Origin of the sequence: Pigmentiphaga litoralis (genome assembly GCF_013408655.1) — a bacterium.
Classification (GTDB): Bacteria; Pseudomonadota; Gammaproteobacteria; order Burkholderiales; family Burkholderiaceae_B; genus Pigmentiphaga; species Pigmentiphaga litoralis_A.
In genome coordinates, this window is sequence record NZ_JACCBP010000002.1 from 16832 (window position 1) to 37437 (window position 20606).

Here is a 20606-nt window from a genome sequence, read left to right on the forward strand (position 1 = left end):
CATGAGCCTGTTCGCAGAACTGTCCAATGGCGTGAACGCCGTCCGCCCCAGCCGCACGCGCATGCTCAATTACGACGCCGCGCTGGTGGTGTCGGCGGCTGCCCTGATGCTGATCGGCCTGGTCATGGTGTATTCGGCATCGGTCACGCTGGCCGATTCGCCCAAGTACAAGAACTACGGCAATTACTTTTTCCTTATCCGCCATGTTGCCTACCTGATGGTGGGGCTGTTCGCGGCCGTGTTCACGTTTTCGATCCGGCTGGATACGTGGCAGAAGTACGCCATGGCGCTGTTCTCAATTTCGCTGGTGCTCCTGGCGGTGGTGCTGGTGCCAGGCATCGGCCGGGAAGTGAACGGCGCGCACCGCTGGCTGCCGCTGGGCGTCGTCAACTTCCAGCCGTCGGAATTGATGAAGCTGGCCGTGCTGATCTACGCGGCCGACTACACGGTGCGCAAGCAGGAACACATGCAGTTCTTCTGGCGCGGCTTTGTGCCGATGGCGGTGGCCATGGCGGCGTCCGGCCTGTTGCTGCTGCTCGAGCCCGACCTGGGCGCCTTCGTGGTGGTCGTGGCGATTTCGATGGGCATCCTGTTCCTGGGCGGCATGAACGGCAAGCTGTTCGCGGGCCTGACGGGCGTGCTGGTCGGCACCTTCATGCTGCTGATCTGGGCCGCGCCGTGGCGCCGGGAACGTCTGTTCGCCTACCTGGATCCGTGGAGCGAGGGCAATGCGCTGGGCAAGGCGTATCAGCTGTCGCATTCCCTGATCGCGTTCGGCCGCGGCGAATGGCTGGGCGTGGGCCTGGGCGGCAGCGTCGAAAAACTGCATTACCTGCCCGAAGCGCATACCGACTTTCTGCTCGCCGTGATTGGCGAGGAACTGGGCTTTGTCGGCGTCGCCGTCGTGATCCTGCTGTTCGCGACCATCGTGCGCCGCGGCTTTGAGATCGGCCGCCAGGCCATTGCCATGGACCGCACCTTCAGCGGTCTGGTCGCCAAGGGTGTCGTGCTGTGGTTCGGCGTGCAGACGCTGATCAACATGGGCGTGAACCTGGGCCTGCTGCCGACCAAGGGCCTGACCCTGCCGTTCATGAGCTTTGGCGGCACGGGCATCGTGTTCAACATGTGCGCGCTGGCGGTGCTGATGCGCGTGGATTACGAAAACCGCATCCTGATGCGTGGAGGGCGCCTGTGACGGCTCACGCACGCACCCTCATGGTCATGGCCGGTGGCACGGGCGGGCACATCATGCCCGGCCTGGCCGTCGCGCAAGACCTGCGCGCGCGCGGCTGGAACGTGGTCTGGATGGGCCACCCCGATGGCATGGAATCGCGCCTGGTGCCGCCGCAAGGCATTCCGCTGGTGCCGCTGCGCTTTTCGGGCGTGCGGGGCAAGGGCGTCAAGACGCTGGTCAAGCTGCCGTTCACGTTGCTGCGTGCACTGGGCCAGGCCTTCTCGGCCCTGGGCCGGCACAAGCCCGACGTCGTGCTGGGCATGGGCGGCTATGTGGCGTTGCCCGGCGGGCTGATGGCGGCGATGCGCGGCATTCCGCTGGTGCTGCACGAACAGAATTCCGTGGCCGGCATGACCAACAAGGTGCTTGCCCGGGTGGCGGACCAGGTGCTGACGGCTTTCCCGGGCGCGTTCCCGGGCAAGGGCGGCAACGCGGCGGTCGAACAGGTCGGCAATCCGGTGCGTCCTGAAATGACCCGTCTCGCGGCGCCCGCGGACCGCCTGGCTGGCCGCACCGGCCCGCTGCGCCTGCTGGTCGTCGGCGGCAGCCTGGGCGCGCAAGCCCTGAACGATACGGTGCCGCAAGCCCTGGCCCGCCTGCCTGCCGATGCGCGACCCACGGTCGTGCATCAGGCCGGCGAAAAGCATCTGGCGGCCTTGCAGGCGTCCTATGACAAGGCCGGCGTGACGGGCGATTGCCGCGCCTTCATCACCGACATGGCGGCGGCCTATGCCGACGCCGACCTGGTGATCTGCCGATCGGGCGCCATGACGGTGGCCGAGATCTGCTCGGCCGGCGCGGCCGCGCTGTTCGTGCCGTTCCCGCACGCGGTCGACGACCACCAGACCACCAACGCCAAATACCTGAGCGATGCGCAGGCCGGCTGGCTCAAGCCGCAATCGGCGCTGACGCCCGAGTGGCTCGCGGCCTGGCTGGCCGAGCGCACGCGCCCCGAATTGATCGAGACCGCGACGCGTGCGCGTGCGATGGCCCGGCCGCAGGCAACCGCCCGCATCGCCGACATCTGCGAAGCCGCGGCGCGCAAAGAGAAACCATGAGACACCGGATCAGACACATCCATTTCGTCGGCATCGGCGGCTCCGGCATGAGCGGTATCGCCGAAGTCCTGCTGAACCTCGGCTATCGCATCAGCGGGTCCGACCTGGCCGACAACGCGACCACGCAACGCCTGGCCGCGCTGGGCGCGTGCATCGTGCAAGGCCACAAGGCCGAGAACATCGAAGGCGTCGATGCCATCGTCACGTCGACCGCCGTGGCGGGCAACAATCCGGAAGTGATTGCGGCCCGCAACAAACGCATTCCGGTCGTGCCGCGCGCCTTGATGCTGGCCGAGCTGATGCGCCTGAAGCGCGGCATTGCCGTGGCCGGCACGCATGGCAAGACCACCACGACCAGCCTGGTGGCCAGCATCCTGGCCGCGGGCGACCTGGATCCGACCTTCGTGATCGGCGGCCGCCTGAACTCGGCCGGCGCCAACGCCAAGCTCGGGCAGGGCGAATTCATTGTGGTCGAGGCCGACGAGTCCGACGCATCGTTCCTGAACCTGCTGCCCGTCATGGCCGTGATCACGAACATCGACGCGGACCATATGGACACGTATGGCCATGACTTCGCGCGGCTCAAAAGCGCCTTCGTCGAATTCACGCAGCGCATGCCGTTCTACGGCACGGCGGTGCTGTGTTCGGACGACGCCAGCGTGCGCGAGATCATGCCGTTCATCTCACGTCCGATCACGACCTATGGCTTCAATGCCGACGCGCAGATCCGCGCGATCGACGTGCGCGCCGATGGCCCCCGCATGTGCTTTACCGTGCTGCGCCGCGACCGCGACGTGGAACTGCCGCCGATCGACATCACGCTGAACCTGCCGGGCGAGCACAACGTGCGCAACGCCCTGGCTGCGATCGCGGTGGCGACCGAACTGGGCGTGTCCGATGCGGCCATTCGCGATGCGCTGGCCGCCTTCAACGGCGTGAACCGCCGCTTCACGCAGGCCGGCGTCTTCCCGGTGACCGACGCCAACGGCGGCGGCAGCTTCCGTGTGATCGACGACTACGGTCATCACCCGGTGGAAATGGCCGCCACGCTGGCCGCGGCCCGGGGCGCCTATCCGGAACACCGCATCGTGCTGGCCTTCCAGCCGCACCGCTACACCCGCACGCGCGACTGCTTTGAAGACTTCGTCAAAGTCCTGGGCACCGCCGACGCTGTGCTGCTGGCCGAGGTCTACCCCGCCGGCGAAACCCCGATCGTGGCCGCCGACGGCCGGTCGCTGACCCGCGCCGTGCGGGTGGTGGGCCGCGTCGAGCCCGTGTTCGTCGAAGACATTGCCGACATGCCGCACACCATCGCCGACTTTGCGCGCGATGGCGACGTGGTCATCGTCATGGGCGCCGGTTCGATTGGCGCCGTTCCGGCCAAGGTGGGCGCGATGTTCGCCGACCCGCAGCACGCGGCCGCACCGATTCTTCAAGGAAGTCCGTCATGAAGTCCCCGCAGTCCTTTGGCAAAGTCGGCGTGCTGTACGGCGGCAAGTCCGCCGAGCGCGACGTCTCGATCATGTCCGGTACCGGGGTGCACCAGGCCCTGCGCAATGCCGGCGTCGACGCGCACCTGTTCGACACCGGCGAACGCTCGCTGGCCGAACTGGCCGCCGAAGGTTTCGATCGCGTCTTCATCGCGCTGCATGGCCGCTATGGCGAAGACGGCACGCTGCAGGGCGCATTGGAACTGCTGGGCATTCCCTACACCGGCAGCGGCCCGCTGGCGTCGTCGCTGGCCATGGACAAGATCATGACCAAACGCGTGTGGCTGCACGAAGCGCTGCCCACGCCGCGCTATGCCGTGCTCGATGCCGAGACGGATCTGGACAATGTGATCTCGACGCTGGGCCTGCCCGTGTTCGTCAAGCCGCCGCATGAAGGCTCGACCCTGGGCGTGACCAAGGTCACGCGCCGCGAAGACCTGGCCGCGGCCTATGCCAAGGCATCGGAATTCGACGAAGACGTGCTGGCCGAAGCCTTCATCAGCGGCCGCGAACTGACGGTGGCGATCCTGGGCAAGGGCGCGAATGCGTATGCCCTGCCGGTGATCGAGATCGTCGCGCCCGATGGCAACTATGACTACGAGCACAAGTATTTTGGCGACGAGACCAAGTACTTCTGCCCGGCCAATCTGCCGGAAGACACCACCCGCCGCATCCAGGACATCTGCGTGGCCGCCTATCGCGCCATTGGCTGCGAAGGCTGGGGCCGCGCCGACGTGATCCTGGCGGACAACGGCGAACCGTACCTGCTCGAGATCAACACGTCGCCCGGCATGACCAGCCATTCGCTGGTCCCGATGGCGGCTGCCGCGAACGGCATGAACTATGAAAGCCTGTGTGTCGAGCTCCTTGCGGATGCCCGGTGCAAGGTCTCGGCCAGCCGGCCCCAAAGCGCTTAATCGGACGATCTGTGTGGAACGACTCCCGAACCCTCAACCTTCTTGCCAACACGCTGTATCTGTTGGCGGCGCTGGCATTGGGGTTGGCCGCCTTGCTGTGGATGGCGCAGCGGCCGGTGTTCGCGCTCAAGGGCATCGTGGTGGAAGCCGACAACGCCGAGCTGCAGCATGTGACGACCGCCAGCGTGCGCGCGACCATCGAGGGACGGCTGACGGGCAATTTCTTCACGGCCGACCTGGAGCAGGTACGGCAGGTGCTCGAGACCGTGCCCTGGGTGCGCCATGCCTCGATTCGTCGCCAGTGGCCCAATGCGCTGCGCGTGACGGTGGAAGAGCACCGGGTGCTGGGCTTGTGGAACGAAAACCGGCTGCTCAACACCTATGGGGAGTCGTTCACGGCGAACCTGGGCGAGGCCGAGGAAGACGGCGCGCTGCCGGTGTTCGGCGGCCCGCCGGGCTCGGAAAAACTCGTGGCGCAGCGCTACGCGGAATTGATCCGCTGGTTTGCGCCCATCAAGGTCGACCCGTCCCGGGTACTGCTGACTCAGCGGTACGCGTGGCAGGTCGAATTGTCGACCGGTCTGACGATCGACCTGGGTCGGGATCCGACCTCGGTCGGCGGGACCGATCCGGCCTCGCTCGAATCGCGTGTGCAGCGTTTCGTGCAGGCCGCCCCGGTCATCGACAGCCGGATCGGCAAGACGATCCATGCCGACCTGCGTTACCCCAACGGTTTTGCCATCACCACGGCAAAGCCGGCCCCGGCGCCTAAGGCGGCGCCAGGCACCAAGAAACCCGCATCAACCCCGAAAACTACCCAGAAAAAGCCATGACCCGTGAAACCAAGGACCTGATCGTTGCCCTCGACATTGGCACCAGCAAAGTGGTGGCAGTGGTCGCCGAGATGCAGCCGGAAGGGCGCTTCGAAGTCCTCGGACTCGGGCAGCACGAGTCGCGCGGGATGCGCAAGGGCGTTGTCGTCAACATCGAGACGACCGTCAATTCCATTCAGCGCGCGCTTGAAGAAGCCGAGCTGATGGCCGACTGCAAGATCCGCGACGTGTTCACCGGCATTGCCGGCAGCCACATCCGCAGCTTCAATTCCAGCGGCATGGTCGCGATCAAGGACAAGGAAGTCACCGCGGCCGACGTGGCCCGCGTGATCGAGACGGCCAAGGCCATCAACATCCCGACCGACCAGCAAGTCCTGCACGTGCTGACGCAGGAATTCATCGTTGACGGCCAGGAAGACATTCGCGAGCCGATCGGCATGAGCGGCATCCGCCTGGAAGTGCGCGTGCACATCGTGACCGGCGCCGTCAGCGCCGCGCAGAACATCGTGAAGTGCGTGCGCCGCTGCGGCCTGGAAGTGCAGGACCTGATCCTGCAACCGCTGGCGTCCAGCCTGGCGTGCCTGACCACCGACGAAAAGGAACTGGGCGTGGTCCTGGTCGACATCGGCGGCGGCACGACCGACATCGCCATTTTTACCGGCGGCGCGATCCGCCACACGGCCGTAATCCCGATTGCGGGCGACCAGATCACCGGCGACATTGCCGCCGCGCTGCGCACGCCGACGCCCGACGCCGAAGAGATCAAGTTGCGCTATGGCGTGGCCAAACAAGTGCTGGCCAGCCCCGACGAACGGATCGAAGTGCCCGGCCTGGGCGATCGTGGACCGCGTCAACTATCGCGCCAGGCCCTGGGCGCCGTTATCGAACCGCGCGTTGAAGAGCTGTTCACCTTCGTGCAGCAGGTGGTGCGCGAATCCGGTTACGACGAGCTGCTGTCGTCCGGCATCGTGCTGACCGGCGGTACATCGCAAATGCCTGGCGTGGTCGAGCTGGCCGAAGACATTTTCCTGAAACCCGTTCGCCTGGGCGTGCCGGAATACACCGGCAGCCTGGCGGACGTGGTGCGCAGTCCGCGATTTTCCACCGTGATGGGCCTGTTGGCCGAGGCGCGTTTGCAACGTGTCCGCGGCCGCCGCGTTGCACAGCAGACCGGCAACGTCACGCAGATTTTCGCGCGCATGAAAGAGTGGTTTCTGGGGAATTTCTGAGTGCGAGCCCAGTCGCAGAAAGATTTTGTGCAAGTCCTGCAGTCGCAGTCGTAGTTGCAGTGCCCGGCCGGCGCAAGCCACCGGTACTTTCTTGTTCATTCAACCTATGGAGCCGCGTGTGCCGGGAATATGAAATATGAAGCGTGATCCTTGGCGGGGTCACGGCCGGGTTGTTTTTGCCGCAAGGCTGCTTGTCCGGATCGCTTTTCATTTTTCGTATTCCCGATCACCCACTCCCAAACTGCCAGAACCTCTTCGGAGAACCTTATGAAATTCGAAATGCTAGACACCGATACCCGTGGCACGGTCATCAAGGTCGTGGGTGTGGGCGGAGCCGGTGGCAACGCCGTCGCCCACATGATTCGCCGTGGCGTCCAGGGCGTGGACTTCATCTGCGCCAATACCGACGCACAAGCGCTGGCCCACACCAATGCCCCGATCCAGATCCGTCTGGGCCGCAGCGGCCTGGGCGCTGGCGCCAAGCCTGAGCAGGGCCGCGCTGCCGCTGACACGGCACGCGAAGAAATCCGTGACGCGCTGCAAGGCGCCAACATGGTCTTCATTACCGCCGGCATGGGCGGTGGCACGGGCACGGGCGCCGGTCCGGTCGTGGCGGAAGTCGCGAAGGAACTGGGCATCCTGACGGTGGCCGTGGTCACCAAGCCGTTCGCGTTCGAAGGCGGCAAGCGCATGCGCATGGCCGAAGAAGGCATCGACGCGCTGTCGGAACACGTGCATTCCTTGATCGTCGTGCTGAACGAAAAGCTGTATGACCTGATGGGCGAAGACGCCACCCAGGAAGACTGCTTCAAGAACGCCGACGACGTGCTGCACAACGCTTGCGCCGGCATCGCCGAAATCATCAACGTCGACGGCAACGTCAACGTCGACTTCGAAGACGTCAAGACCATCATGAGCGAGCAGGGCAAGGCCATGATGGGCACGGCCATCGCCAGCGGCGTGGACCGCGCGCGCGTGGCTGCCGAGCATGCGATTGCATGCCCGCTGCTCGAAGGCATCGATCTGAACGGCGCGCGCGGCGTGCTGGTCAACATCACTGCCAGCCGTTCGCTGAAGATGCGCGAAACGCGCGAAATCATGGACACCATCCGCAGCTATGCCGCGGAAGAAGCCACCGTGATCTTTGGCGTGGCGTACGACGACGCGATCGGTGAAGACCTGCGCGTGACCGTGGTCGCCACCGGCCTGGGCCGTGCGAAGGCCAAGCCGCAACTGGTGCAGAACGCCATGCCCCAGCTGCGCACCGGCACCAGCGATGCCCACGCCTACCAGCAAGCCGGCGGCAACACCGGCAATGCAGGCGGCGGCAACAGCAACCACAACGGTTCGACCAACTACCACGACTACGACACGCCGACCGTGTTCCGCAATCCGCGTGACGCATCGATGCGTGTCCAGGCTCTGGAAAGCTCGGGCATGGAACATCTGGACATCCCGGCCTTCCTGCGCAAGCAAGCCGACTGAGATCGTTCGATCTTTCAGCAAAACCGCCGCGTGGAGCGATCCACGCGGCGGTTTTTTTATAGTCGTTGATGATGACAACGACCGGCTTGCAGCATGTGAGCAACAGGAGAGAGTTCGGATACACCGCTGCGCTTTTGTTACGCCATCGACGGAAGAGCACGGGATACGCTCTGCGCACCCACCCTGGAGTTGTCGATGTCCAACCCACGCACCCAGCTCGTACGAATTTTCCTGTTGACCCTCGTATCGCTGTTCCTGATCCCCATCGCCACCCTGCTGTTCACCGAATACGCCTTGCGCACGCAAGACGCGGAATTCATCCAGGGCATCGAACAGCGCATGGGGTCCGATTCCAGCATGTCGGCCGCCGAACGCGCCGACTCCATCGCGTACTACCGCAGCCATCCGCTGTCGGGCGCGTGTGCCGCTACCAGTCCGGAAGACCAGGTCTATCACGACAAGGTCTGCAGTCCGTACTCGATGCACTGGCAGTTCCACTACCTTGAACTGACCGCGATCTGGACGCTGGTGCTCGGCGTGGCCTTGCTGCTTGCAGCGCTTGCGCTGGGCGCCATCGCCTATGCCAGCCGGCCGCTGCGGTATGCGGCGTTTGTGGCGGGTTGGCGCCTGGTCACGATCACCAGCGCGATTGAAGTCGTGCTGCAAAGCGTGATGCTGGTGTGGCTGTCGTTCTGGGTGACCGCGTATTTCTGGAACAGCTACTACGTGAAGCTGATCGCGCTGGCCGGCATTGCCGCGGCAGCCGCCGTGTTCTTTGCGATCTGGACGCTGTTCAAACGCATTCCGTCGGGCAACGCCGTGGAAGGCGAGCTGATCAACGAGGCCGATGCGCCGCGCCTGTGGGACCGCATCCGCCAGCTGGCCGCGGCCGCCAAGACCACGCCGCCCGACCATGTCGTGGCCGGCATCGACACCAACTTTTTCGTGACCGAAGCGCCGTGCGACGTGGGCGGCCGGACCCTGACCGGCCGCACGCTGTTCGTCAGCCTGCCGCTGTTGCGGGTGCTGGACCAGGCCGAAGCCGATGCCGTGCTGGCGCATGAACTGGCGCATCTGGGCGGTGGCGATACGCGCCTGAGCGCGGCCCTGGGCCCCAAGCTGCAGCAGTTCGATCGATACACCTGGCAGATGCGCGAAGGCGGCCTGACCATCGTCACGCATTACCTGCTGCGCCTGTTCCGCATGATCATCGAATATGCGTTGGCGCGTGACAGCCGCGAGCGCGAACATGCGGCCGACCGCGTGGCGGCTGAGGTGACCGAACCCGGCGCCGTGATCCGCGCGCTGATCAAGATCACTGCGTACGCCAGCTATCGCAATGACGTCGAAAACCGGTTGTTCGCGCAGCAGCATCAGCATGATGGCGCACTGGGCATTGCGCGGTTCGTGGCCGAAGGCCTGCCCCCGTATGCCCGGTCGTCGGATTTCCTGGCTGACATGCAGCAGGGCGGCGTGCCGCATCCCTACGACAGCCACCCGCCCTTGTCGGAACGCATGCGCCATGTGGGGCATCACATTGCCGAGCAGGAATACGGCGCGATCGTAACGGCGACGCCGGCGGCAACCTGGGTCGACGACATCGAAACCGCCGATGCGATCGAGCAGCGCCTGTGGAGCGAGTATGAACAACGCTTCGTGCAGGACCATGAACTGAGCCTGGCCTACCGCTACGAGCCCGCGACCGAAGACGAGACGGAACACGTGCTGCGCTTTTTCCCGCCCGTGTCATTCGACCTGAAGGAAGGCAACATTGTCGTGAGCTATCTCGGCCTGACACCCAGCGCCAACATGGGCACGACGATGACCTGGGACGAGATCAAGGGGCTGACCTTCAAGGACAGCAACTTTGGCCGCGACACATTGAAAGTGACCCACTTTGAAAAGGGCACCCTGGGCGCCAAGACCACCACCATCAAGCTGACCGGGTTGGCCAAGCGCAAAGACGAGTTCAAGGCGGCGGTAGGCCAGTACTGGCATCGCCACCAGGTCATGCGCGCGCAGCAGCAACAGGCGGCGGAAGCGCTGGTGATGGCAGGTGCGGGCGCGGCCAGTGCCGGCACGGCGGCACCAGTGACGATGCAGTCGGAAAACGCAGGCGGCGACGGACCCGCTGATGTGACTGCTGACGCATCGGGGGCGAACCGGCCGCAGGCTTGATGTTCCGGCTGCAAGGTCATCCGCTAACGGAAGGGGCGGATGACCTTTTCTTCGCCCGGCCGGATCGGCCCGACATGCTCGCGGATCATGGCAAAGTCCGGATGCCGCGGCCCGTAGCATTGGTAGCTTTCGGCCACCGGTCGCCCTGGTTCTGCCGACCGCAACTGCAGGCAGATCTCGCCGTTCGGCTTGACAGTGGCCACGCCGAAGAAGCCTGGGTTCTCTGTCGCAATCGCAGCTGACGCTGCCAACATGCTGGCTATCCACCCTGTCAGCATGACAGCAGTGTTCCGCATCGATCAGTTGTTCCGCAGGAATTCGCGGATGAAATCGTCCTGGTTCGGCGCGTTTTCTTCCGTGGTGAACACGACCTTGCGATCCACCACGCGGGCGCGCAGTTCAGGACCGAACTGGCAGGTGATCTGGCTCAGGGCGCCTGCCTTCTGCTTGAAGTTGGCCGACGCATCGCCGCACATCCGGTCCAGCCCGGCCGCCACCGCACCGCAGTAGCCCTGCACGCTGACCTTCTTCAAGCGATCGTCGTTGATCGCCGCCCAATCGACGGTGGTCTTGACCGGCACGCCGCACGACGCGCTGGCGGCCGCATCGGTCGCGGCCAGCGCGGCCTGGCCCTGCGTCACGTGCTTTTCCCGATCAAAGCGCGCCAGCTTCTGTTGCACGCCCTGCTTGTTCTGCGACTCATAGCTGGCCAGCAGCGCTGCCGGCTTCATCGCCTTGGTTTTCTTTTCGTCGAACGACAGCGCGTATTCCTGCTTGCGGCCGGGCAGGTAGGCCACGTAGCGGTCACCGCCGCCGTACACGCTGCCTTTCTTTTGCACCATGCCGGAGTCGCGGCCGTCGAACGTCGTCACATAGGCATCGGTGCCGCTGCCCCAGCGTTCCACGCGAGTCAGGAACACGACCTTGTCGACCGGATGATTGACGCCGCTGATGCGCATCAGTGCCTGCTTGCCGTCCGCAGTCGGAGCGATCACGACTTCGACGCCTTCGTCGGCCGTGAACACTTTGGGATAGCTCGCCAACTCGAGCGCCGACACATTCGCCGAGGCGATGGCGCAGACGATGGCGGCGAGGGGCAGGGCGATGGGGCGCATGGATGTCCTGATGAGTGGAGGGGTGCACCGATCTTAGCCGCGCAAGAATTTCAGAAGGGTACGAAGTTGCAATCGATAGTTGCCTATACTGTCCGGCTGTATTTCCCTCTTACTGGAGTTGAGCATGACCATCAAAGTTGGCGATCGCGTTCCCGACGGCACCCTGACCGAGTTCATCGCAGTGGAAACCGAGGGCTGCTCCCTGGGCCCCAATGCCTTCCCGGTAGCAGACCTGGTCAAGGGCAAGAAGATCGCGGTTTTCGCGGTTCCTGGCGCCTTTACCCCGACCTGCTCGGCCAAGCACGTTCCCAGCTATCTGGAAAACTTCGACGCCATCAAGGCCAAGGGTGTGGACGAGATCTGGTGCGTGGCGACCAATGACGCATTCGTCATGGGCGCGTGGGCCAAGGACCAGAAGGCCAGCGGCAAGATCCGCTTCATGGCCGACGGTTCGGTCAAGTGGACCAAGGCGCTGGGTCTGGACATGGACCTGACCGAACGCGGCATGGGCGTGCGTTCGCAGCGCTATTCGATGCTGCTGGATGACGGCGTCGTCAAGCAACTGAACGTCGAAGCCGCCGGCAAGTACGAAGTCAGCGACGGCGCGACGATGCTCGGCCAGCTGTAAGGCACGACGCGGGGGGCAAGGCGCCGACTGGGCAGTGCCATTCTGCTGCCGGCCCTCCTGCTGCAGCCAGGTTCCCACACCCCGCAAGACCCTCGGCCACCCCCGGCGCGAACTTTTCCCCAGCTTGTCCCTCTATGGATGAGCCATCTGTATCGCTTTTCGCATGCTGCGTTGCAACCGGTTTCAGCCTCTCTGTGGCTGGCGCGACGACGCCATCTGGCTCCCCTAGCATAGAAACGTTACAATCCCCCTCTGCTTTCCTTCTTTTGGCCCATTGCCATGCTTCGTCAGCGCACCATCCAAAGCGTTACCCGCACGACCGGCGTCGGCCTGCACTCAGGTCGTCGGGTCGAGCTGACGCTGCGGCCCGCGGCGCCTGATACCGGCATCGTGTTCCACCGTATCGACCTGCCCGAACCTGTCGACCTGCCCGCGTCCGCGCTGGAAGTGGGCGACACGCGCATGGCGTCGGTGCTGCAGAAAGGCAATGTGCGGGTGTCCACCGTGGAACACCTGATGTCGGCGTGCGCCGGCCTGGGGATCGACAATCTGCATGTCGACCTGACGGCCGAAGAAGTGCCGATCATGGACGGCAGCGCGGGCACGTTCGTGTTCCTGCTGCAATCGGCCGGGCTGGAAGAGCAGAACGCCGCCAAGAAATTCATCCGGGTGCTCGAACCCGTGGAAGTGCGCGAAGGCGAAGGCGAGGGCGCCAAGTGGGCCCGCCTGGAACCGTTCGACGGCTATGCGCTGGCGTTTTCCATCGACTTCCATCATCCGGCCATCGATTCGACCGCGAATTTTGCCGAGATCGATTTCTCCAAGCAGTCGTACGTGCGCGAGATCGCCCGCGCCCGTACCTTCGGCTTCATGCAGGACGTCGAAAACCTGCGTGCCGCGGGCCTGGCCCGGGGCGGCAGTCTCGACAACGCCATCGTGATGGACGAATACCGCGTGCTGAATGCCGACGGCCTTCGGTACGACGACGAATTCGTCAAACACAAGATCCTGGATGCGATTGGCGACCTGTACCTGATCGGCAAGCCGCTGATCGCCCGGTATGTCGCGCACAAGTCCGGCCACGGCATGAACAACCAGCTGGTGCGCGCACTGCTGGCCAAACAGGACGCGTGGGAACTGGTGTCGTTCGAATCCACGGCCGCCGCGCCGCGGGCGTTCCGCCAGGAGTGGGCGCTGGCCTGAGCATCACGCTCGCCGCCGCCTGCTGCCGCTTCGACCTGTCCCCTTGGTTCTCGTCCGCCTCCTTGTCGTGCTGCTGGCCGTTGCGGTCGGCCTGCTGATCGTGGCCGGTTTCGTCACGGGCAATCGCAAGTACTACCAGCGTGCATGGAAGCTCGGCCGGATCGGCATTGCCGTCGCGCTGGTGTTCTTCGGGGTGCTGTTCGTCAGCCGGCTGATGGACTGATCAACCCGGCTTGCGCCGGGCCAGCAGCCGCGCCACGGCGTTGGCCAGCGGTCCTTCGCGCAGGTGTCCCTGCAGTTCCTCGAACGCCGCAATGCCTTGATTTCCCAGGGGTTGGGCGGGCTGGCGGGGCAGGGCATGTTCAGCCATGAGGGCTTCAACGGGACGGGTCAGGGATGCTTGAACGCGCACTGCGATTCCGTTAACCTGCCACCCTTGCTTCTCGAGCCCGGCCACGATCCGGGGCGCCAGCTGGCGCAATTTGGCCGAGTGCGATGCGGCCGGCACCCCCAAAGTCAGGTTATTGTCCTGGAAGCGGAGCACGCGGCAGGCGCCGCGCAGGGCTTCGGGCAGCACGGCATCGACCTGATTCTGCAGGGCCATCAACTGGGTGGCCGTGCTCATCAGGCTGGCCCCGCGGCTGTCGTGGCGCAGCCAGTTCATCGTGGCGGTCTGCGAAGCCGGATCGGTCAGTTTTTTCTTGCGTCGTAGCACTGCGAGAAGGTCTCGATAGTCGAAATTCAGGTTCGTCCGGATACCCGGGAACCCTACGTACCAGAAGGGTGCAGCGCGCCGAGCAAGGCGCATCAGTCCAGGAGGCACGCAAGTGCAGATCATCATAGTGCATCCGCGCTTGCGCCAGGCACGCACGCTTACCATCACGCCGCGCCTTGCGGCGGGCGCGGTGGCGGCCCTGCTGGCCACCGTGGCGCTTGGCGCGCTGCTGCTGCATGCGGTCACCGCCAGCACCGACAGCGTGCTGCCGTGGCAGGAAACGACCGCACGCGTCGAATCCGACGAGGCCCGCCAGGAAGCGGCCATGCGCGAAAACATCAACCAGCTGGCCCGCCGCGTGGGCGAAATGCAGGCCAAGCTAGTCCAGCTCGACGCCCTGGGTGAACGGGTGGCCGGACTGGCAGGCGTGACCCCCACTTTCAACATGAAGCGCAACCCCGGCCGCGGCGGCCTGCTGGTCGATCCGCACGAACTGTCGCGCAAGGATGTCAGCAGCGAACTGGACAAGCTTGAATCGCAGCTGGCCGAGCGGTCCGATTACCTGAGCGTGCTCGACGCCCAATTGACGACGCTGTCGGTGCGCAAATCCATGACGCCCACGGTCATGCCGGTGTCCGAAGGCCTGCACGTGTCCAGCTTTGGCTGGCGGCTGGACCCGTTCACGGGTTCGCGGTCGCTGCATGAAGGGATCGACTTCACCGCGCCCAGCGGTACCCCGATCGTGGCGGCGGCGGGCGGGGTGGTGCAGGCGGCCGAGCACCACGCGGGATATGGTTACATGATCGATCTGGATCACGGCAACGACCTGGTCACCCGCTATGCCCACACCTCGCGCCTGCTGGTCAAGACCGGCGATCTGGTCAAGCGGGGACAAAAGATTGCGCTGGTCGGCAGCACCGGGCGATCCACCGGGCCGCACCTGCACTTCGAGGTACGGATCTCGGGTGTTGCGGTCGATCCCAATATGTTTCTGGTCCATGGCCCCGGCAAGCAGCCGGTGCCCAATGCACCGGTGATCGCGACGCTGCCTGCGCAGCCGCTGGACTGATTCGTCCGGCCTTGCAGCACCGCCGCGCCGCCTCCGCGCGGCCTGCATGGACACTCACGGCCGCCCCCGGGCGGCCGTTTTGCCACTACGGTGCTAAACTCGTCGGCTTCCCTCTATCTATAGGCTGGGTCGTTGCGCCAGTGGTTCGGCGCCCCGGTTCCTTGCAGACATCGCGCAATGGTTTCCTCTCTGCTCAAGAAATTATTCGGCAGCCGTAATGACCGGCTCCTGAAGCAGTACGGCAAGTTGGTTGAGCGCATCAATGCGCTGGAATCCCAGACCGCTGCCCTTACCGACGAGCAACTCGCCGCCCGCACGCAGGAATTCAAGCAGCGCTACCAGAATGGCGAGACGCTGGACGACCTGCTGCCTGAAGCTTTCGCCGTGGTGCGCGAAGGGGGCAAGCGCGCGCTGGGCATGCGCCACTTCGACGTGCAGCTGCTGGGCGGCATCGTGCTGCATTCCGGCCGCATCGCCGAAATGCGCACGGGTGAAGGCAAGACGCTGGTCGCGACGCTGCCCACCTACCTGAACGCGCTTGCCGGCAAAGGCGTGCACGTGGTCACGGTCAACGACTACCTGGCAACGCGTGACGCGGCCTGGATGGGGCGGCTGTACCGCTTCCTGGGTCTGTCGATCGGCGTGGTGGTGTCTCAGCAGGACAATGACGAGAAGAAGGCCGCGTATCAGGCCGACATCACGTACGGCACGAACAACGAGTTCGGCTTCGACTACCTGCGCGACAACATGGAATACCAGGTGCAGGACCGCCGCCAGCGCGACCTGTTCTTTGCGGTGGTCGACGAAGTGGACTCGATCCTGATCGACGAGGCGCGCACGCCGCTGATCATCTCGGGTCAGGCCGAAGACCACACCGAGATGTACATCCGCATGAACGCGGTGCCGCCGCTGCTCACGCGCATGGCGTCCGAACCGAAAACGAACGAACCCGAACCCGAAGGCGACTTCTGGGTGGACGAGAAGGGCAATCAGCTCTTCCTGTCCGAAGCCGGCCACGAAAAGGCCGAAGAAATCCTGGAACGCCAGGGCCTGCTGCCGCCGGGCGAATCGCTGTACGAGCCGCGCCACATCTCGCTGATGCATCACCTGATGGCGGCGCTGCGCGCGCACAACCTCTTCCACCGCGACCAGCACTACGTGGTGCAGGACGGTGAAGTGGTCATCGTTGACGAATTCACGGGCCGCCTGATGGTGGGCCGCCGCTGGTCCGACGGCTTGCACCAGGCCGTCGAAGCCAAGGAAGGCGCCAAGATCCAGAACGAGAACCAGACGCTGGCGTCGATCACGTTCCAGAACTACTTCCGCATGTACAACAAGCTGTCCGGCATGACCGGTACGGCCGACACCGAAGCGTTCGAATTCCAGGAAATCTATCGCCTGGAAACGATCATCATGCCGACCAACCGTCCCATGGTCCGGAAAGACCAGAACGACCAGGTCTTCAAGACGGTGCAGGAAAAGTACAACGCGATCCTGGAAGACATCCGGGACTGCCAGCAACGCAATCAGCCAGTGCTTGTCGGTACGACCAGCATTGAAAACTCGGAACTGCTGTCCGACATGCTGACCAACGCCAAGCTGAAGCACGAAGTGCTGAACGCCAAGCAGCATGCCCGCGAAGCCGAGATCGTGGCCGAAGCCGGCAAGCCGGGCCGCATCACGATCGCGACCAACATGGCGGGCCGCGGGACCGACATCGTGCTGGGCGGCAGCGTCGAAAAGCAGATCGACCTGATCCGCGCGAACGATGCGCTGACCGAAGACGCCAAGGAAGCGCAGATCGCCACGGTGCGCGCCGAATGGAAGCCGCTGAACGACGTGGTGAAACAGGCCGGTGGCCTGCGCATCATCGGCACCGAACGTCACGAATCGCGCCGTATCGACAACCAGCTGCGTGGCCGTGCCGGCCGCCAGGGCGACCCGGGGTCGTCGCGCTTCTACCTGTCGCTGGAAGATCCGCTGATGCGCATCTTCGCGGGCGATCGTGTGCGCGGCATCATGGAACGCCTGAAGCTGCCCGAAGGCGAGCCGATCGAAGCGGGCATGGTGTCCCGGTCGATCGAAACCGCTCAGCGCAAGGTGGAAGGCCGCAACTTCGACATCCGCAAGCAACTGCTTGAATACGACGACGTGTCGAACGAGCAGCGCAAGGTGATCTACGCGCAGCGCAATGAAGTGCTCGAAGCCGCGTCGATTTCCGACATGGTCTCGAACCTGCGCGTGGCGGCCTTTACCGACGTGTTCCGCAGCTACGTGCCGGAAAATTCGGTGGAAGAGCAGTGGGATATCGCGGGCCTGGAAAAGGTGCTGGAATTGGAATGGCAGACGCCGATGCCGCTGGCCAGCATCGTCGACGCCGAACCCAACCTGACCGACGAAGACCTGCTGGAACGCGTGGTGCAGACGGCCAACGACAGCTACCGCAGCAAGGTCGCACTGGTGGGCGACGAGATGTGGGCGCAGTTCGAACGGTCGATCATGCTCCAGTCGATCGACACGCACTGGCGTGAACATCTGTCGTCGCTGGACCACCTGCGTCAGGGCATCCATCTGCGCGGCTATGCGCAGAAGAATCCGAAGCAGGAATACAAGCGCGAGGCCTACGAACTGTTTTCGGGCATGCTGGACCGCATCCGCAACGAAGTGGTCAAGGTGCTGATGACGGTGCGCGTGCAGTCGCCTGAACAGGTCGAGCAGGCCGAAGACATGGCCCAGCCGCAAGTGCAGAACGTGCAGTACCACCACTCGGACTACGACGAGGCGATGGCGGCGGCGGAAGCGGCTACGGATCGCAGCGACGAAGATACCGTGCGCAATCTGGTGCCGAAGGTGGGACGCAATGATCCGTGCCCGTGTGGCAGCGGCAAGAAATACAAGCAGTGCCACGGAAAATTAGAGTAACCCCCCATGGCGCTTCGCGCCTCCCCCAGGGGCGACGCGAGCGGACTGGCAAAGCCAGATCCGCCGCGTCCTGGATTTGGGGGAGCGTAGGTGCTGGTGGTGGGTTGCTTGGCTTGAATGAAGAATGCCCGCGATGGTTCGCGGGCATTTTTCTTTTGGGCTTCTGAACTGAGGCTGCTGGCCTTACCAGCTCAGCCAGTCTCTCAGCACCTGGCTCGTGGCTTCGGGCTGTTCCAATGCGGGCAGGTGGCCGCAGTCTTGGAAGGTGTGCAGGCGCGAGCCGAGGATGGCTTTGTGCAGGGCCTGGGCGTCGCTGGGCGGGGTGAGGACGTCGTGGTCGCCGACGGCGATCAGGGTGGGGACTGCAAGGGTGGGGAGCAGGGGGCGGGAGTCGGGGCGGCCGAGGATGGCGAGTTGCTGGCGCATGAAGGCGGGGCCGCCTACGCGCAGGGCCATGGCTTTGACCTCATCTCCTACGGGGCCGGCCACGTGCGACGCGTGGACCAGTCGCGGCAACAGGCGGGTGGTGACGCCGCGGAACTGGCCGATTTCCAGGGACGCGATGCCGGCGCGGCGCTCGGCGATCTTGTCGGGATGGTCGGGCGTGGCGCGGGTGTCGAACAGCGCAAGGCGGGTGACGCGGTCGGGCGCCTGGCGCAGGATTTCAAAGGCCACGTAGCCGCCCATGGACAGCGCGGCCAGGGCAAAGCGTTCCGGGGCTGCGTCCAGGGTGCGGCGGGCCATGGCGGCGATCGTGTCGTCCAGGGTCAGGTCGGCGATCAGCGGATCGGCAACGTCCGACAGGTCAGCCGCCTGCGCGCGCCACAAGGCGTCGTCGCAGAGCAGGCCGGGCAGGAAGACGAGGGGCGTTCGGGTCATGGGGTCAGCGCAAAGTTGATGGCGGAGGCATCTTCGCTGGGCCGGGAGTACGTGGCCCTGGACGGCGAGGTAACCCGGGCTGCGGGCCCACGCTCCCTTACAGCAGGAACACCGTCGCCAGGCCCAGAAAGATGAAGAACCCCATCGTGTCGGTTGCAAAGGTCAACAACACCGACGACCCGATGGCGGGGTCCTTGCCGAAGCGCGTCCGGGTCAGGGGCACGAGCATGCCGATGCTGGCGCCCACCAGCAGGTTCAGCACCATGGCCGACATCATCACCAGGCCCAGCGAATAGCGGCCCGAAATGGCCCACGCGAACAGCGCCGCGACCAGTCCGCCGCCAATGCCGACGACCAGCGCAATCTGCAATTCGCGGCGCACCAGCTTGGACACGTTGGCGCTGTTGATCCGGCCAACCGCCAATGCCCGGATGATCAGGGTCATGGTCTGGTTGCCCGAGTTCCCGCCAATGCCCGCGACGATCGACATCAGGAAGGCCAGGATAACGATGTGGCCCACGGTGTCTTCGAAACGCGATGCCACGAAGGACGCGATGGCGGCGGTGCACAGATTCACCAGCAGCCATGGCGCACGGTTGCGGATGGCCTGGGACACCGGCGCAAAAATGTCTTCTTCACCCAGACCGGCCTTGGACAGGGCCTGTTCGTCGGAGGCTTCGCGGATCACGTCCACGACGTCGTTCACGGTCACGCGGCCGATCAGCCGGCCCACGGCATCGACCACCGGGGCCGACACCAGGTCGTATCGTTCAAACGCCGCGGCGGCTTCATCAGCCTCGTCCAGCGGGGCCAGGGTCAGGATTTCGGTATCCATGACGTCGGTCACCTGCCGTTCCGGATCCGTCACCAAAAGGCGGTTGATCGGCAGCCCGCCAATCAGCTTTTCCTGGCGGTCGACGATAAAGATCTGGTCGGTATGGTCGGGCAATTCCTGCAGGCGGCGCAGATAGCGCAGCACGACTTCCAGCGTCACATCATTGCGCACCCGGACCATCTCAAAGTCCATGATCGCGCCCACCGAGTCCTCGGGGTAGCTCATGACCGCGGTCAGCCGGGCCCGCTCTTCGTCGGTCAGGCCTTTCTGCACCTCGGCCACCACTTCGGGCGGCAGATCGGGGGCCAGGTCGGCCAGCTCGTCGGCTTCCAGATTCTCGGTGGCCGCGACCAGCTCCTGCTGGTCCATGGTCGAGATCAGCGATTCACGAACCCAGTCGGCCACTTCCAGCAGGATCTCGCCATCACGATCGGCCCGCACCAATTGCCAGATGCTCTGGCGATCGTCCTTGGGCAGCGATTCAAGAATGAAGGCGACGTCGGCCGAATGCAGATCGTCGAGCAGCGCGCTCAGTTCGGCGTCGTGCTGGCGATGGACAAGGGCTTCGACTAGGGGGCCGCGGCTATCGCCGACTTCCTGGCGATGGACCAGATCCGCCACCAGATGCTGGCGGCGCAAGAGTTCCTGGACGTGTTCCAGGGCTTCCTGGGCGTCTTCGGGTTCGAGCCGGTTACGCTCGAGCGACTTGTGGGTGTGAACGGATTCGACCATCGCGCGGGGAAAGGCAAAACGGGTCCGCACGGGCCGTGCGCCTGACCGTCATGCGCGAGGGCGCGGCGGTCAGAGCGGGCGGGT

The 20606-nt window shown here is 64.7% G+C and carries 18 protein-coding genes; 13 read left to right on the forward strand and 5 right to left on the reverse strand.

The features are described 5' to 3' along the window. Nucleotide 1: 1 nt before the first annotated feature. The 8 genes from ftsW to HD883_RS20395 all read left to right on the forward strand — a co-directional run bounded on the left by ftsW (nucleotide 2) and on the right by HD883_RS20395 (nucleotide 10424). Nucleotides 2-1195: a putative lipid II flippase FtsW gene (gene ftsW / locus HD883_RS20360; RefSeq protein WP_179588830.1), complete on the forward strand. Its 1194-nt coding sequence runs from the start codon at nucleotides 2-4 to the stop codon at nucleotides 1193-1195. Between the two features lie 20 nt (nucleotides 1196-1215). After that, a complete protein-coding gene (murG, locus tag HD883_RS20365; protein ID WP_179589705.1) occupies nucleotides 1216-2292 on the forward strand; it encodes an undecaprenyldiphospho-muramoylpentapeptide beta-N-acetylglucosaminyltransferase in 1077 nt (358 codons plus the stop codon). Continuing rightward, on the forward strand, nucleotides 2289-3743 hold the full coding sequence (murC, locus tag HD883_RS20370; protein ID WP_179588831.1) for a UDP-N-acetylmuramate--L-alanine ligase: 1455 nt from the start codon (nucleotides 2289-2291) through the stop codon (nucleotides 3741-3743). Before murG ends, murC begins: the two co-directional genes overlap by 4 nt. Beyond that, the gene (locus tag HD883_RS20375) at nucleotides 3740-4699 is read left to right on the forward strand and encodes a D-alanine--D-alanine ligase (RefSeq protein WP_179588832.1); all 960 of its coding nucleotides are present in this window, start codon (nucleotides 3740-3742) and stop codon (nucleotides 4697-4699) included. The genes murC and HD883_RS20375 overlap by 4 nt, the downstream gene beginning before the upstream one ends. An 11-nt stretch (nucleotides 4700-4710) precedes the next feature. Further along, complete coding sequence (locus HD883_RS20380; RefSeq protein WP_179588833.1) at nucleotides 4711-5532, forward strand: cell division protein FtsQ/DivIB; 822 nt, start codon at nucleotides 4711-4713, stop codon at nucleotides 5530-5532. After that, on the forward strand, nucleotides 5529-6761 hold the full coding sequence (ftsA, locus tag HD883_RS20385; protein WP_179588834.1) for a cell division protein FtsA: 1233 nt from the start codon (nucleotides 5529-5531) through the stop codon (nucleotides 6759-6761). The genes HD883_RS20380 and ftsA overlap by 4 nt, the downstream gene beginning before the upstream one ends. A gap of 267 nt (nucleotides 6762-7028) precedes the next feature. Then, nucleotides 7029-8246: a cell division protein FtsZ gene (gene ftsZ / locus HD883_RS20390; RefSeq protein WP_179588835.1), complete on the forward strand. Its 1218-nt coding sequence runs from the start codon at nucleotides 7029-7031 to the stop codon at nucleotides 8244-8246. A gap of 195 nt (nucleotides 8247-8441) precedes the next feature. Next, nucleotides 8442-10424 carry a M48 family metallopeptidase gene (locus HD883_RS20395; protein WP_179588836.1) on the forward strand — a complete coding sequence of 661 codons (1983 nt, stop codon included), beginning with the start codon at nucleotides 8442-8444 and terminating at the stop codon, nucleotides 10422-10424. Between the two features lie 23 nt (nucleotides 10425-10447). On the opposite strand, the gene HD883_RS20400 is transcribed toward HD883_RS20395, so the two are convergent. Beyond that, nucleotides 10448-10678, reverse strand: coding sequence for a hypothetical protein (locus tag HD883_RS20400; protein WP_179588837.1), 231 nt, complete (start codon nucleotides 10676-10678; stop codon nucleotides 10448-10450). Between the two features lie 45 nt (nucleotides 10679-10723). Continuing rightward, nucleotides 10724-11539: a hypothetical protein gene (locus HD883_RS20405; protein ID WP_179588838.1), complete on the reverse strand. Its 816-nt coding sequence runs from the start codon at nucleotides 11537-11539 to the stop codon at nucleotides 10724-10726. 124 nt (nucleotides 11540-11663) lie between these two features. Here HD883_RS20405 and HD883_RS20410 point away from each other — a divergent pair, with 124 nt between their 5' ends. From HD883_RS20410 to HD883_RS20420, 3 genes are all read left to right on the forward strand, one after another. Then, complete coding sequence (locus HD883_RS20410) at nucleotides 11664-12167, forward strand: peroxiredoxin (protein WP_179588839.1); 504 nt, start codon at nucleotides 11664-11666, stop codon at nucleotides 12165-12167. A 279-nt stretch (nucleotides 12168-12446) separates the two neighbouring features. Further along, entirely contained in the window at nucleotides 12447-13370 is a 924-nt protein-coding gene (gene lpxC, locus HD883_RS20415; RefSeq protein ID WP_179588840.1) for a UDP-3-O-acyl-N-acetylglucosamine deacetylase, read from the forward strand. Between the two features lie 43 nt (nucleotides 13371-13413). Continuing rightward, nucleotides 13414-13593, forward strand: coding sequence for a hypothetical protein (locus tag HD883_RS20420; protein ID WP_179588841.1), 180 nt, complete (start codon nucleotides 13414-13416; stop codon nucleotides 13591-13593). On the opposite strand, the gene HD883_RS20425 is transcribed toward HD883_RS20420, so the two are convergent. Further along, the gene (locus tag HD883_RS20425) at nucleotides 13594-14178 is read right to left on the reverse strand and encodes a DciA family protein (protein WP_257022572.1); all 585 of its coding nucleotides are present in this window, start codon (nucleotides 14176-14178) and stop codon (nucleotides 13594-13596) included. A 19-nt stretch (nucleotides 14179-14197) separates the two neighbouring features. Here HD883_RS20425 and HD883_RS20430 point away from each other — a divergent pair, with 19 nt between their 5' ends. Both HD883_RS20430 and secA read left to right on the forward strand, forming a co-directional pair. Further along, complete coding sequence (locus tag HD883_RS20430) at nucleotides 14198-15154, forward strand: M23 family metallopeptidase (protein ID WP_179588842.1); 957 nt, start codon at nucleotides 14198-14200, stop codon at nucleotides 15152-15154. A gap of 177 nt (nucleotides 15155-15331) precedes the next feature. Continuing rightward, on the forward strand, nucleotides 15332-18076 hold the full coding sequence (gene secA / locus HD883_RS20435; RefSeq protein ID WP_179588843.1) for a preprotein translocase subunit SecA: 2745 nt from the start codon (nucleotides 15332-15334) through the stop codon (nucleotides 18074-18076). 183 nt (nucleotides 18077-18259) lie between these two features. Here secA and HD883_RS20440 read toward each other — a convergent pair whose 3' ends face one another. Continuing rightward, a complete protein-coding gene (locus HD883_RS20440; RefSeq protein ID WP_179588844.1) occupies nucleotides 18260-18955 on the reverse strand; it encodes an alpha/beta fold hydrolase in 696 nt (231 codons plus the stop codon). A gap of 97 nt (nucleotides 18956-19052) precedes the next feature. Beyond that, nucleotides 19053-20522, reverse strand: a complete 1470-nt coding sequence (gene mgtE, locus HD883_RS20445; RefSeq protein ID WP_179589709.1) for a magnesium transporter — start codon at nucleotides 20520-20522, stop codon at nucleotides 19053-19055. Nucleotides 20523-20606 lie beyond the last annotated feature (84 nt).